This is a genomic window from Vibrio sp. SCSIO 43153 (assembly GCF_023716625.1).
In the GTDB taxonomy this organism is placed as follows: domain Bacteria; phylum Pseudomonadota; class Gammaproteobacteria; order Enterobacterales; family Vibrionaceae; genus Vibrio; species Vibrio rotiferianus.
This window is the reverse complement of sequence record NZ_CP071855.1, coordinates 2,571,760-2,586,959: the sequence shown is the minus strand read 5'-3', so window position 1 is coordinate 2,586,959 and position 15,200 is coordinate 2,571,760. Positions and strand designations below refer to the sequence as shown.

Genomic DNA, 15,200 nt, shown 5'->3' with positions numbered 1-15,200 from the left:
CTCTAGGAATAAATGCGGCTGTGCTAAGCTTGCTAGCAGTTTCCATTGGCATTCGGTGCACTTACTTTGTTTACTGTCTATCACTCCAATCAGGTCGATGTTCTCAAATCACTTCTTGTTGAACTAATTCGCATCAACCCATTAGAAAACCCATTCGAGAAAGAGCAAATTCTGGTGCAAAGCCCAGGTATGTCTCAGTGGTTGAAAATGGAATTGGCGAAAGAGTTTGGTGTTGCGGCAAACCTAGAGTTTCCGCTGCCAGCGACCTTTATCTGGGAAATGTTTACCCAAGTATTGGCTGATGTGCCAAAGCGCAGTGCCTTCAACAAAGAAGCCATGACGTGGAAGCTGATGCATTTGCTTCCGGGTTTGTTGAACGAAGCGTCATTCGAACCTTTGGCTCGTTATCTTCAAGACGACAGTGACAACTCCAAACTGTATCAACTGGCAGAGAAAATTGCCGATATCTTCGACGGCTATTTGGTGTATCGCCCAGAATGGATTGCAAGCTGGGAAGCGGGGCAAACGGTGCCTGAACTTGAAGATGAACACCCATGGCAGCCGATTTTATGGCAGGCACTGTACGATTACACCGTCATTTTGGAGCAATCGCCTTACCATCGTGCCAATTTGTATGAGCACTTCATTGATACGCTAGAAAACTTCAACGGTAACTTTGACCATCTGCCGAAGCGTCTGTTTGTATTTGGCATCTCCTCACTACCGCCACGTTACATGGATGCGCTCAAAGCCATTGGTGAACACATTGATGTGCACTTGATGTTTACCAACCCTTGTCGTTATTACTGGGGTGAGGTACGCGACCGTAAATTCCTAGCTCGCTTGGCAGCAAAACATCGTCAGCACGTGGTCTGGCAAGAAGACCATTCTGAAGTACAAGGTGAGAGTGAGCAGTTAAAAGGTTCACTAGAAGAAAACGTGGTGGATGAGCTGCATACCGATGTGGTGGGTAACAGCTTGTTGGCGTCGATGGGTAAACTTGGACGCGATAACATGTATCTGTTGTCGCAGCTCGAATCCCATGAGATTGAAGCTTTTGTTGATGTCGAGCGCGACAGTCTGCTCCATCAACTTCAAGCCGACATTCTTAATTTAGAAGAGCACCAAGACGACGAGCAAATCGACAGCAGCCAGCACAAACAAGTGGTGAGTTTGGGTGATAAATCCCTGAGCTTGCACTCTTGCCACAGCCCAATGCGAGAAGTGGAAGTGTTACACGATCAGCTTTTGGCAATGTTCGATGCTGATCCGACACTGAAACCGCGCGATATTATTGTCATGGTGGCAGACATCAATGCCTACAGCCCTGCGATTCAGGCGGTGTTCGGCAATGCGCCGGGTGAGCGATTTATTCCTTACTCGATTTCAGACCGAACGGCCGATCAAGAAAGCCCAATTTTGGCGGCTTTCATGCAACTTGTTAATTTACCGAATACACGTTGCTTGGCTTCTGAATTACTTGAGCTGTTAGAAACGCCGGCGATTTTGAAGCGATTCGATCTCAGCGAAGATGATTTCCTTCAAGCCAAACAATGGGTGGAAGAATCCGGCATTCGCTGGGGGCTAGATAGCCATACGGGCAGCGAATTTGAACTGCCAGAAACACGCCAAAACACATGGCAATTTGGTATTCAGCGTATGTTATTAGGTTACGCGATGCCAGAATCTGCCGGTTTGTTTGAAGCGCAAGAAGGTAGCCTCTCGCCATACAATGAAGTGCAAGGCATGGGCGCAGAACTTGCCGGTAAGTTAGCTCACTTTATTCAAAAAATTAGCCAATATCGCCGCAAACTTTCCCATGTTCAGTCGATTGATGCATGGCGTGAAACCTTGGTGGCGATGTTGGATGACTTCTTCTCCGTTGAGCTAGAAGGGGAAATGGCGCTTAAGTCCATTCGAGATACCTTGAGCCAACTGAAAGAACAGCTAACCGATGCGGCATTTGATGATGCCTTGTCGCCTTCTATTGTTAGCCAGTATCTACAAAACAAGCTGTCAGGAACACGGGTCAGCCAGCGCTTCCTTGCCGGACAAGTGAACTTCTGTACTCTGATGCCGATGCGCTCGATCCCATTTAGAACCGTGTGTCTGCTTGGTATGAACGATGGTGTTTACCCGCGCTCAATGCCACCAGAAGGTTTTGACTTAATGACAGGGCGCACTAAACCGGGGGACCGTTCACGCCGAGACGATGACCGTTATCTATTCTTAGAAGCCGTGCTGTCTGCGCAGCAAAGTTTGTACATCAGCTACGTTGGGCGTTCTATTCAAGATAACACCGAACGAGTGCCGTCTGTTCTGGTGTCTGAATTGATGGAATATTGCCATCAGAACTACTGCCTAGATGGCGATCAAGAACAGCCTGTCGATGACTCCGGAGATAAACTACTTAATGAGTTAGTGAATGTGCATGCCATGGTGCCATTTAGCCCAAGCGCATTCCAAGGTTCTCACTCAAGCTATGCTAAGGAGTGGATTCCGGCTGCGTTGACCCAAAGCAATCAATCGCAAGGTCATGCTCGTGGCGAGTTTAACCGCGCATTGGATGATTACTTACTTGGCGCAACCTTCCCAATCGAATTGGACTTGGTGGAATTACAACGTTTCTGGCGTTTGCCAGTTCAGTATTTCTTTAACCGCCGTTTGAAAGTGATGTTCGAGCCGCCATTGCCTGTGATGGAAGACGATGAGCCCTTTGTATTAGGCGGTTTAGAAAGCTATCAAATGCGTGATGAGCTACTAGAAACCTTACTCGAAACCGCTATTACTCAACCGTCCGCAAAAGCAGACGTACTCAAGCACTTTATGAGTGAGCAACGCGCACAGGGCAAATTACCAGTTGGCGCATTTGGTGATATCGAGTTTGAAACCAACCGTGTGCAAGCGGAAGAGCTGGTGGATAAGTTGGCGTTTTTGTCCGGTGCGCCGCAAGACGATTTAGAAATCGACCTTACCTTCGATGTGCTTGGTGAAGGAAAAAACATCCGTCTAACTGGTTGGTTGACTCAATGCTATCAGTCCGGTTTGATTCGCTACCGCAGCGGTAAAATTCGTGCGCAGGATTACCTTGCTGCATGGATTGATCATCTTGCTATGTCTGCCTCTGGTCACGCTAGAAAGACTCACGTTATCGGCTATGACCGCAAGGAAGGCGCGGTGCATTTGGTTTACCCAGCAATGGCAGACGCTGCGCAAGCGAAACAGCTACTTTCTGAATTAGTACGTCTGTTTTTTGAAGGCATGACCAAGCCATTACCATATTTCCCGAAAACAGCACTGGCGTGTGTCGAGGCGGGCTTTAGTCGTGGCCACTGGGCTGATGACGAAGAGAAGTCGCTGAAGAAAATGGCGGACGCATTCAATGATGGTTACATGAGCCCAGGCGAAGGAAACAATGCGTATATTTCGCGTATTTGGTCTGCTTGGAATGATGAGCTTGCAGCAGAAGTTCGCACACTGACTGCATTGGTTCTTCAAGGCGCAAGATTGACGGCGATGGATGCTGAAAGTATACCCAAGTAACCTCAAGATGCTTGGTTCAGCGAGATTGACTTGGCTTGTAGGCGAGGCGATGATTTGAAGATCTAGTGGCTCTAAATTAAAAATCGTCAACGAAGTATACGAGCCAAGACAACTCGCCCTTCGGGAGCGTGTCACTGAAGCAATTTCATCGTCAAACAACTTGGAAAGAGCAATCTATTACACAGCGTTGTTTTCCTTGCTTATTTTCGATAAACAGGGAATCAGTGACAACGCTCTGAATCCTGTATCTTGAAGTCACTTGGGTATAAGAATAAGTTGGATTATTTAGACAAAGAAGAGAGTAGGGTGGCCGCCAGAAAATCATTATTTTTTGTAGGGCGTTCGCTGTACGGCCACAAGGTCAGAGGGACCATGATTCGTTTGAGTGTAGCTGCCTGAAAGGCTTGGCTTATTTCGTGAGGCGCATACTAACGGTACTCCGTAATGATAACCGTGAGTGAGATCCCACAAAGGTCTAAATATTCCAACCTATTAGACATATTAATAGAATTTTTAACGATAGATCACAGTTCGATCAGTCGATAATCCGGAGAGATTCAGCGTTATGGCGCAAATGTCAGTTCCAACTCCACTGCAAACCATGACTTTTCCACTGCATGGTGCAAGGCTAATTGAAGCATCGGCGGGTACGGGTAAAACCTTTACCATCGCGGGTTTGTATCTGCGACTCCTACTAGGGCATGGCACTGCCGATACGAAGCACCGCGTGCAGTTGACCGTGGATCAAATTCTGGTGGTGACCTTTACCGAAGCTGCAACGGCGGAGCTGCGTGATCGTATTCGTGCGCGTATTCACGACGCGAGGATCGCATTCGCTCGCGGACAAAGCTCAGATCCTGTGATTCAACCTTTGTTGGAAGAAATTGAGGATCATAAGCAAGCCGCTGAGATCCTATTGCAAGCGGAACGCCAAATGGATGAAGCAGCGGTGTACACCATTCACGGTTTCTGCCAACGCATGCTGACGCAAAACGCATTCGAATCCGGTAGCCGTTTCAATAATGAATTTGTAACGGACGAAAGCCATCTTAAAGCGCAAGTGGTTGCCGATTACTGGCGTCGTAACTTCTACCCGCTGCCATTTGCTTTGGCGGGAGAAGTACGCCAACTATGGGGTTCGCCATCGGATCTATTGTATGACATTAGCAACTACCTCACGGGTGCACCGCTAAGTCTCTCTGTCCCTGCAATGCAAGGTAGCCTTGCCGATTTGCATGAGCAAAACTTAAAGCAAATTGATGCTTTGAAAGGCCAGTGGCGTGATAGCCAAGAGGATTTCCTCGCACTGATTGCTGATTCCGACGTCAACAAGCGCAGCTACACCAAAAAGTCTTTACCGACGTGGCTAGAAGCGGTCAACGCTTGGGCTGCGACAGAAACCACGGGCTATGACTATCCAGATAAGTTGGAGAAGTTCGCGCAGAATGTGTTATTTGAGAAAACGCCGAAAGGCACTGCGCCACAGCACCCAGTGTTTGAGGCGATTGAAGCTTTTCTTGCCAACCCAATAAGCTTAAGAGCGCCATTATTAGCGCATGCGATTGAGCATTGTCGCGTGATGCTGGCAAAAGCAAAAAATCAGAAGCAATGGTTGTCATTTGATGACTTGCTGACTCAGCTTTCTGCCTCAATTGATACCGATGAAACCGCCCTACTGACAGAGCGCATTCGAACGCTTTATCCGGTTGCGATGATCGATGAATTCCAAGATACCGACCCACTGCAATACAGTATTTTCAGTCGCATTTATTTGAATAATCCTGAGTGCGGTTTGTTTATGATCGGTGACCCGAAACAGGCGATTTACGGCTTTCGTGGGGCGGATATCTTCACTTACATCAAGGCTCGTAACCAAGTTAGTGCTCACTACACGCTTGGAACCAACTGGCGCTCAAGTGCCGATATGGTACTGGCAGTGAACCAGATTTTTGCTCTGCCAGATAGCCCGTTTATTTACGACTCGGACATTCCATTCCACTCCGTGGATTACAGCCCAAGTGCCGACAAACGCGTTTGGACTATAGGTGGTCAAAAGCAACCTGCGCTGACTTATTGGCTGCAAGAAGCGGAAGATAAACCATTGCCAAAAGGTGAATACCTCACCGCCATGGCAGAGGCGGCAGCGAGCCAAATTCAAACCATTTTGACCGCAGCGCAACAAGGCCAAGCGTGTCTGGTTAATGGCGAAAAGCAAAAGCCAGTTAAAGCGGGCGACATTGCAGTATTGGTGCGAATGGGTAGCGAAGGTCGCATGGTCAAACAGGCGTTAGCAGACCAAGGCATTGCTAGTGTGTATTTGTCCAACCGCGATAGTGTGTTTACCAGTTCCGTCGCACAAGACTTACAGCGTTTGCTGCAAGCGGTATTAACGCCAGAAAACGACAGAGCGCTGCGCGCCAGCCTAGCATCAGAATTGTTCGCTTTGGATGCGGCAAGTTTAGACGCCCTCAATAACGACGAAACCGTGTGGGAAAATGCGGTTAACGAGTTCAAAGAATACCGCAAACTTTGGGTGCAGCGTGGCGTGCTACCTATGCTGCGTGCAGTGATCAGCAAGCGTCATATTGCTGAGCGTCTGCTAGAAGAAGGGGCGAGCTCACAAAGCGAAAACGGTGAGCGAGTGCTTACCGATCTGATGCACATTGGTGAGCTATTGCAGCAAGCGAGCAACGAATTAGACAGCGACCACGGTTTGCTGCGTTGGTTAGCACAATCTATCAGCGATGCAGAGCACGGGTTGGGTGGCAGCGATGACCAAATTCAGCGTCTGGAATCAGAGCGTAACTTGGTGCAAATCGTCACTATTCACAAATCCAAAGGTCTGGAATATGACTTGGTCTTCCTGCCATTTGTGTTTGGTTACCGAGAAGCGAGTGAAGCCAAATACTACGACGCTGAGAACGATCGCACCGTACTTGATATCACGGGCAATGATGCGTCGTTAAAACAGGCAGATAAAGAACGCCTTGCTGAAGATTTACGCCTCATCTATGTAGCGCTAACGCGTGCCGTGTATGCCTGCTTTATTGGTGCTTCACCACTGCGCAATGGTCGCTCAACCAAAGAGCCAACCGGTGTGCATCACAGTGCGATTGGTTATTTGGTGCAAAATGGTCAAGAAGGCGGCATCAACGACCTGTTTGTAGGATTGAAGAAGCAACAAGAGAATCTCGATAACGTGGTGATTTGTGAGCCTCCAAAGCAGCACGATGAGATGTATGTTGCGGAGCAAACCGAGTTAGAAGCGTTGACTGCCAAAGAGCTGCAAAATCCGATTGATAGAAACTGGCGCATCACCAGTTACTCGGGCTTGGTTAAGCAAGGCTCTCATCATGCTGAACATGACGCGACGATTGAAATCACCGGCTTTGATATCGATTCTTCAGAAGAGCAAGATGAAGCGGAATTGGTTGAGCCAGAACGCTCTATCTTCAACTTCCCACGTGGCGCACGCCCGGGTACCTTCCTGCACAGCTTATTTGAGGAAATTGAGTTTACTCAACCTGCGACGACGGAAGAGAACACTCAAATCATCCTCGGTTTAATGGAAAGTGAGCAGCTTGATGAAGAGTGGTTGCCAATCCTGCAACAGTTGATTGATACCGTGCTGGCAACGCCTTTGGATAGCAAAGCACTGCTGCTCAATCAGAAAGGTCCGGCGCAACGTTTGGTTGAGATGGAATTCTTACTGCCGATTGAAGTGCTGTCTGCACCAGCATTGAACCGTGTGATTCAACGTCATGATCCGCTCTCTGCCAAAGCGGGCGATCTGGGTTTCCAAACCGTGCAAGGCATGTTGAAAGGCTTTATTGACTTGGTGTTTGAGCACCAAGGCAAATACTACGTCCTCGACTGGAAATCGAACCACTTAGGCGATGATGTGTTCCATTATCATGGTGATGCGTTGAAGTCGGCGATGGCGGATCATCGCTATGATCTGCAATACCAAATCTACGCTTTGGCGCTGCATCGTTTCTTACGCAGTAGATTGCTAAATTATGATTATGAACAGCACTTTGGCGGCGTTTATTACCTGTTCTTGCGTGGTATGGATGGACAAAGTGATCATGGTATTTTTTCCGCCAAGCCAACCTTTGAATTTTTACAAGAGATGGATCATTTGATTGATGGTCAAGCACCTGACACGCGATCCAGTGAATCGGGTCAGATGGAGTTAATTTGATGAAAACCAATGATCTTCTTTCTGAGCAAAGCAGCCCTCTGGCAACAAAAGATCTAGCGGCAACACGAGATCTATTGGCAACTTTAGAATCGTTGGCAAAAAAAGGAGCGATTCGCCAATTGGATTTCCAGTTCGCGCGCTTTATCTATTCGCAAGTTGAGCAACAAGCGAACAGCCAAGAACTGGCTTTTATTGCTGGCGTGCTCAGCAGTGAACTGGGGAAAGGACACATCTGTTTGCCTTTGTTTGATGGCCAAGGGCAACCAGCAGACCTTGCCAGTAAGCTTGGTCTGTTTGGGGAGTCTGCGTTAGCGCTTAATACTCAGCTGCAAGGCGTTAACTGGGTTGAGCTTTTGCAAGCGTCAGCCTTGGTTGGTGCTCAAGGTGAAGCCTTGCCAATGATGTTTGATGGTGAGCGTCTCTACTTGCATCGTTACTGGCACTATGAAGTGACGTTGGCGGACAAACTCAATCAACTCAGTGCGGCTGTAAACCTACAGCCTCAAGAGTTCACACGTTTGTCTGAGTTGCTGCATCATTTATTCGCTCGTCAGTACCACTTTCTGTTCAATGCACTTGCCAAAGCGGCAGAGGCAGGAACCAGCAATCAAGTGTTACGCCAGCAGCTAGTCTGTGACCATTTGGATGTGGCTACCGTAGACAGTCTCGATTGGGCAGCCATTGATGCGGCAGTCTGCCAAGTTAAACAAGTTCACGATCTACAAGTGCTGGACAAGCTTGTGCCATTATCGGCTTGTGTTAACTGGCAGAAGGTCGCAGCTGCAGTGGCACTGACGCGTCGTTTTGCGGTGATTTCAGGTGGTCCGGGTACGGGTAAAACCACTACGGTAACCAAACTGCTTGCCGCATTGATTGAGCAAGCAGGACAAGAGAAAAACCTCACCATCAAGCTGGTGGCGCCAACAGGTAAAGCGGCAGCGCGATTGACGGAGTCTATTGGTAAAGCGATTCAAGAGTTGCCAGTGGAGCCTGAGCTTAAAGCGAAAATTCCAACCGAATCGAGCACTTTGCATCGCCTGTTGGGCGCGATCCCGAACAGTGCAGAGTTTCGTCACAACAAGCAAAATCCGCTGCACCTCGATATTTTAGTAGTGGATGAAGCCTCTATGGTCGATCTGCCGATGATGTACAAAGTCGTCGATGCGCTACCAAAGCATGCGCGTTTGATTCTACTGGGAGATAAAGACCAGTTGGCGTCGGTAGAAGCAGGTGCGGTGCTCGGTGATATCTGTTCGTTCCACGCATTTGGCTTTGGCAAAGAGCAGGCGTCTGCGGTCGCGAAGTTAACGGGTTTTGACACCTTGGCTTACAGCACCAACAGTAATGCTTCGATTGCCGATAGCTTATGTATGCTGCAAAAGAGTTACCGATTCGATGCCCGTTCTGGTATCGGTCAGCTAGCGAAAGCGGTCAACGTTGGCTCAGCCGCAAAAGTAGACGACGTTTGGAATCGTGATTTTGCTGATATCGAGCATTTTGCACTGAGCAGTCAAAACTACAATCAGATGATGCAGACCTTGGTTACTGAATATGGTCGTTACCTGAAACGCATCGGACAGCAAGAGATTGACCAAAAGACAGGAGAACCAGAAACGCTGACCCGCAAAGCCAAAGCCGTGTTGGATACCTTTAATCAATGCCGACTATTGTGTGCCATCCGTGAAGGTGACTTTGGTGTGACCGGTTTAAACCAACGCATTGAAAAAGCACTCGCGGCACGTAAGCTGATTCAAACCCAAGATGAACTTTGGTATCACGGTAGGCCAGTGATGGTCACGCGTAATGATCATGGCTTGGGGTTGTATAACGGTGATATCGGCATTTGTATGCGAGACGACAGCGAAGGAGAGCCGCGTCTTAAAGTGTTCTTTGAACTACCGGATGGCAGCGTGAAGTCGGTGCTGCCAAGCCGAGTCCCTGAGCATGAAACCGCATATGCGATGACCATTCATAAATCACAGGGCAGTGAGTTTGAATACACGCTGATGATTTTGCCGCCAGACTTCAGTCCAATCCTCACTCGTGAGCTGATCTACACAGGTATTACTCGCGCGAAGAAACGCCTTGCGATGTACGCTGAGATGAATGTCCTCAAGCGCGGTATTAAAGTGAAAACCACTCGAGCAAGTGGGTTGGTTGAGCGACTTAGAAATTGAGTTTAGTCATTCAAAAGTGAGAAGTTTTCATAAACTGAATATGTTTTTATGTGGCGGGTCGTAATCCCGCCATTTTTATGTCCAAGTAATTCGACCTGGTTTGAACCCCATGCTTTTTCTTCGATATTGTTTGAGCTTTGATGTCGAATGAGGTGTGCTCGTGGATTTTTCCTGGCTTGTACGTATCGCATTTATCGCTTTTTTTGTTTCAGGTGCTGCGTTGTTTATTTGGTTTGTGGTGCTAGGTGCCTTTCTCGTTTTCTTGACCCCTAAAAATGTAAAGCAGTACGCTTTCAATGAGCGACACTTTTCTGAAGTTGAGCGAGCGATCAGTTCAGGTTTTCATTTTGGAGCGCTTATTTATGGCACGGGACTGCTTGCGGCTATCGCGTTTCCTCGACTTAGTCGGAAAAGAGGGCTGAGCGATATTCGCAGCGTAAGTCCTCCGTGGCTGATTATGACAAGCCTAGTGTATTGGACAATATTGCTGATGATTATCTTCGTAACTTGTTCCACCTTAATAATGATGTTTATTCACTAGACGTACGTACAAAAAGACCGAGCATGATGCTCGGTCTTCTTCTATCAACTGGCTTTACTAAAAGCGTTGGTAAATGACACGCTCTTAATGTTGTACTGTTTTTGGTAGCTTAAGATGAACTCTCTGATGGCATCATTAACAGGGAACACACAATGCACATCTAGGCCTTCTAGAAAATGATTATCAGCCATATCCCAAAAGCTTTGCAGCGAATTACAAATAATAGTTCTCATATAACAGTGCTCTTCTCGGCTTTAATAAAAGTCAGATAAACAGCTGTCCTTGATATACGGATACTCAGCAGAAACGTAATTAATGCTGAGTATTTTAGGGTGGAGAGAGTTCTCTCACCTAGATCCTTAGCGGTTAAACTTTGACCGCATTGGCGCAAAGTATAGCCAACCAGATGAATAAATCAACGATAAATATTCATTCAATTTTAATGTAATGGTTTGCACATTAATTGAACGGTTTGTGTTAGTTGATCATGTGGTTCAAAGATCCAACGCTAGGATTTTTGACTTACGCTGAAAGTTATACAGATCCTGTTTTACTACAGGTAGGTAATCAACATTCACCTCGTAAAAGCCTTGCTCTCTGAACCAGTGCAAGCTGTGGGTAGTCAGTACAAAAATCTGGTCAATGCAGTCTGATTTTGAGCGATGCTTCATATAGTTGAGCAGTAGTAGTCCTCGGTTTCCATCTCGATAGTCAGGGTGAATTGCAACACAGGCCATCTCTGCTTTGCGTTCTTCGATATATGGATACAAAGCCGCACAGCCTATTATCAAACCGTCTTTTTCTATGATGGTGAACTTACTAATTTCTTGCTCAAGTTGCTCACGTGAGCGTCGCACTAAGACTCCTTGCTCTTCTAGTGGACGGATCAAATCTAGGATACCGCCAATGTCATCGATATCGGCTTCGCGCACCTGTTCGGCACTGGCCATCACGACTTGGGTACCGATGCCATCGAAAGAGAAAAGCTCTTGAATTAACGCGCCATCCACTTTGTAGCTGATCAGGTGACTTCGCGGCACTCCTGCACGACATGCGGCAATGGAGCCTTTAAGAAAACGTAATGTACCGGAGTTATAGTCGGTGTCCGGCGAGGTGTTCTCGGTCAGATTTTTAATGACATGTTCTGCTTCGATAGGGAACAGCTCCGCGACGGCGTTGCCATTGTCATCAATCACACCTTGCTCTGAACAGAAGCCAATAAGTTTATCTGCGCCTAGTTTTATCGCTAGTTGAGTGGCAACTTCTTCAGAGAGCAGATTAAAACACTCGCCTGTCACAGAGCTGGCAATAGGGCCAAGCAGTACAATTGAGCCTTGATCGAGTGTGCGATGGATAGCATTGGTATCGATTCGACGGATACGACCACTGTGGCAATAATCAATACCGTCATCCACTCCGAGGGGCTGAGCAATCACAAAGTTACCGCTCACGACGTTAAGTTGTGTTCCTGCCATCGGCGTATTATTGAGGCTCATCGACAAACGTGCGGTAATAGCCAGTTGTAGTTGCCCTGCTGCCTGCATAACTACCGAAAGTGCAGCTTCGTCTGTGATTCGAACATTTTTGTGGTACGGCGTTGTAAGGTCTTGTTTTTCTAGTAGCTGATTAATTTGTGGCCTAGCACCATAAACAAGTACTATCTTAATTCCTAGACTGTGCATAAGCGCAATATCATTGATAATATTGCCAAAGTTTTTATCCGCAACCGCCTCTCCACCTAACATTAAGACCATGGTTTTACCACGGTGGGCGTTCACATAGGGTGTGGATTGACGGAATCCTTTAACTAGAGCAGTACTACGAATTTTCACTACAGCCATTCCTTGTGTTTATTTATGCTCTAATATTGTCTTTTTATTCAATTGTTGGCAAGGTGTTTTTTTGGAACAAAGAGCAAACATCAATTTGCTCACTCTTTATTCTTTTTACTATAAAAGAGTAGAATGTGTGTGTGGTTTCAAAGTAAGAAAGTGTGATGTCTTCTTTAGCGAAAAAAAACGCTGCTATTAACGAACAGCCAACTCAGAAAAAAACCAATACCCGTAAGTGGATTGAACGTGCACTGATGTTTATTGCCTTAGTCGGAACGCTTGCTGTTATTGGTGTTTATGGAGACTTGATTGGTCGTTTTGTATATAAGCCGGTACCAAAGTCTCTTATCTATGGTAAGTGGATTGAGCAAGAGGTTGCGCCTTACGCTCGTGAAGAGTTCATTGTCAGTGAAAGGGGCATCATCGTTCAGGGCTCTACCATAGCCACTGATTTTGAGTTTGACGGTAAAACCTTTTCGTATAAGGTGGGCTCTAAGGTAAGAGAGTTTGAATTCGTGGGACAAAATCATACTGAAATGAAGTTGGACTCAAATGCGCATTATTTGCCAGTCTTCCGTTTAGAAGGCAAAAGCGACTTGTCTCTACGCTAGAACTCCGAACCACTTGTTCATCGCATGGAAGCGATGGTTTAACATCTGTCGAAGTAATTTTCTCTGGTTTACTGGATCTGCAATATCAAACATTGCTTGGACATTTCCTTTATTTTCCTCTGCTATAAATATATTTGGTTGATGAACTGTACGAGGCGCTCGTGCATTCGCTCATTGTTGATACACTTTGTCGCAGCTTTTCAATTGCTTCGTAGGTATTTGTTTGTCATCCTTTCGCTATATTTAACTGTGGAAATCCTCCGTGCATAAAAAACTCCTACCTCTAATGACGTTAAGCCTTCTCTTTGGCTGTGCTCAACCAACAGATCGTGCTCAACAATATCTGGATGGTGAATTTACCAACATACTCAATGAAGTGAATGTGGTTGAATCTAACAAGCCGCAAGACTTTACTGAGTTCAACAAGCAAGCAGAGCAAGTTGTAACCAAGTCGCCTTCAATGGCAAAAATGTACCAACCACTTTACGAGAAGTTGAGTGAGTGGGCGTTGCAAAGTGGTGATACCACAGCGTTAAGTGCTTTCGGCATTCAGGCCGCTCAACTTGGGGGCGGTGACAAAAAGGGTAATGTGTTATTCACGGGTTATTTCTCACCAGTGATGGAATTGCGTCACGAGCCAAATGCTAAGTTTAAGTACCCAGTTTATGGCAAGCCGACTTGCAGCTCGGACTGTCCGACTCGTGCAGAGATTTATAACGGTGCATTAGAGGGGCAAGGCCTTGAGCTTGGCTACGCACCAAATATGATTGATCCGTTTATGATGGAAGTGCAGGGCAGCGGCTTTGTTCATTTTAAAGATGACGATACGCTGGAATACTTCGCTTACGCAGGCAAGAACAACAAAGCGTACGTAAGCATTGGTCGTATTTTGATTGATCGTGGTGAAGTGCCACGTGAAAAGATGTCATTAAAGGCAATCAAAGAGTGGGTGATGGCAAATGATGAGGCGGCAGTTCGTGAATTGCTAGAGCAAAACCCTTCTTATGTCTTCTTTGCGCCGCAAGCGGATGCGCCAGTTACGGGATCAGCAGGTATTCCTCTATTACCAATGGCATCGGTTGCAGGTGATCGCTCAATTCTACCTATGGGTACACCAATCCTAGCTGAAGTACCATTGCTTAATAAAGACGGTACATGGAGCGGGGCACATCAGCTTCGTCTTCTTATTGTGCTAGACACTGGCGGTGCGGTGAAGCAAAACCATCTTGACCTTTACCACGGTATGGGACCACGTGCTGGCACAGAAGCGGGTCACTACAAGCACTTTGGTCGTGTGTGGAAACTCGGTCTGGAAAATACCCCAACGCAAGCACCTTGGGCTTTGCCGCCAGAGAAGTTACAATAAGCGCCTAGCGAGAGGAATCGCCTCTCATCATCTAGACATTTCATCAAAGAGTGCGTATAAATCGCACTCTTTGTTTTTCTATCGATCATCTGGAACTTCAATATGCGTGAACTCGATACTCCGGCATCTGACAGCTACAACCAACGTTTTGGTGGCACTCGTCGTCTCTACGGTAACAGCGAAGTAGAAATTCTTCGTGCCGCACACGTGTGCGTGATTGGTATTGGTGGCGTAGGTTCTTGGGCGGTAGAAGCGCTGGCACGTACTGGTATTGGTGAGCTGACACTTATTGATATGGATGACGTGTGTGTGACTAACATTAACCGCCAAATCCATGCGATGACAGGCACGGTTGGTCAAAGTAAAATTGAAGTGATGGCAGAGCGCGTTAAGCTGATTAACCCTGAATGTAAGGTCAATCTGATTGACGATTTCATCACGCCAGATAACCAGCACGAGTACTTGAGCAAAGAGTTCGATTACGTGTTGGATGCGATCGATAGCGTAAAAGCAAAAGCCTCTCTACTGGCTTACTGTCGTAGCAACAAGATCAAAGTGATCACGACAGGCGGTGCTGGTGGTCAAATCGATCCAACCCAAATCATGGTGGCGGATCTGACCAAGACTATCCAGGATCCATTGGCGAAGAAGATCAAAGATACGTTGCGTCGCCATCATAACTTCCCGAAAAACCCAGCGCGTAAGTTTGGTATCGATTGTGTGTTCTCTACCGAGCAATTGAAGTACCCACAAGCAGATGGTTCAGTATGTGGCGTGAAATCGACAGCAGAAGGTCCAAAACGAATGGACTGTGCGAGTGGTTTTGGCGCAGCGACGGTTGTAACAGCAACTTTCGGTTTTGTTGCGGTATCTCGCATCGTTGAAAAGCTGATTCAAAAGCATAAGAAGTAAATTCAAAGAAGAGA

The 15,200-nt window shown here is 46.9% G+C and carries 9 protein-coding genes; 7 read left to right on the top strand and 2 right to left on the bottom strand.

From position 1 onward, the window contains the following. Positions 1–66 precede the first annotated feature (66 nt). From recC to J4N37_RS12385, 4 genes are all read left to right on the top strand, one after another. Positions 67–3,543, top strand: a complete 3,477-nt coding sequence (recC, locus tag J4N37_RS12400; RefSeq protein ID WP_252042139.1) for an exodeoxyribonuclease V subunit gamma — start codon at positions 67–69, stop codon at positions 3,541–3,543. A gap of 565 nt (positions 3,544–4,108) precedes the next feature. Beyond that, positions 4,109–7,747, top strand: a complete 3,639-nt coding sequence (recB, locus tag J4N37_RS12395; RefSeq protein ID WP_252041064.1) for an exodeoxyribonuclease V subunit beta — start codon at positions 4,109–4,111, stop codon at positions 7,745–7,747. After that, positions 7,747–9,924 (top strand): exodeoxyribonuclease V subunit alpha, encoded by a 2,178-nt coding sequence (gene recD / locus J4N37_RS12390; RefSeq protein WP_252041062.1) that lies wholly within the window; start codon positions 7,747–7,749, stop codon positions 9,922–9,924. The genes recB and recD overlap by 1 nt, the downstream gene beginning before the upstream one ends. A gap of 160 nt (positions 9,925–10,084) precedes the next feature. Continuing rightward, positions 10,085–10,465 carry a hypothetical protein gene (locus J4N37_RS12385; protein WP_171357125.1) on the top strand — a complete coding sequence of 127 codons (381 nt, stop codon included), beginning with the start codon at positions 10,085–10,087 and terminating at the stop codon, positions 10,463–10,465. Between the two features lie 44 nt (positions 10,466–10,509). On the opposite strand, the gene J4N37_RS12380 is transcribed toward J4N37_RS12385, so the two are convergent. Together J4N37_RS12380 and argA are read right to left on the bottom strand one after the other, a co-directional pair. After that, on the bottom strand, positions 10,510–10,698 hold the full coding sequence (locus J4N37_RS12380; protein WP_010449872.1) for a hypothetical protein: 189 nt from the start codon (positions 10,696–10,698) through the stop codon (positions 10,510–10,512). A gap of 261 nt (positions 10,699–10,959) precedes the next feature. Further along, on the bottom strand, positions 10,960–12,297 hold the full coding sequence (argA, locus tag J4N37_RS12375) for an amino-acid N-acetyltransferase (protein ID WP_252041060.1): 1,338 nt from the start codon (positions 12,295–12,297) through the stop codon (positions 10,960–10,962). A 164-nt stretch (positions 12,298–12,461) separates the two neighbouring features. Between argA and J4N37_RS12370 the strand changes: the two genes are divergently transcribed. The 3 genes from J4N37_RS12370 (at position 12,462) to tcdA (ending at position 15,186) form a co-directional block, all read left to right on the top strand. Next, on the top strand, positions 12,462–12,908 hold the full coding sequence (locus tag J4N37_RS12370; RefSeq protein ID WP_252041058.1) for a DUF2850 domain-containing protein: 447 nt from the start codon (positions 12,462–12,464) through the stop codon (positions 12,906–12,908). Between the two features lie 262 nt (positions 12,909–13,170). Then, complete coding sequence (mltA, locus tag J4N37_RS12365) at positions 13,171–14,274, top strand: murein transglycosylase A (protein WP_252041056.1); 1,104 nt, start codon at positions 13,171–13,173, stop codon at positions 14,272–14,274. Between the two features lie 102 nt (positions 14,275–14,376). Continuing rightward, a complete protein-coding gene (gene tcdA, locus J4N37_RS12360; protein WP_005427322.1) occupies positions 14,377–15,186 on the top strand; it encodes a tRNA cyclic N6-threonylcarbamoyladenosine(37) synthase TcdA in 810 nt (269 codons plus the stop codon). Positions 15,187–15,200 lie beyond the last annotated feature (14 nt).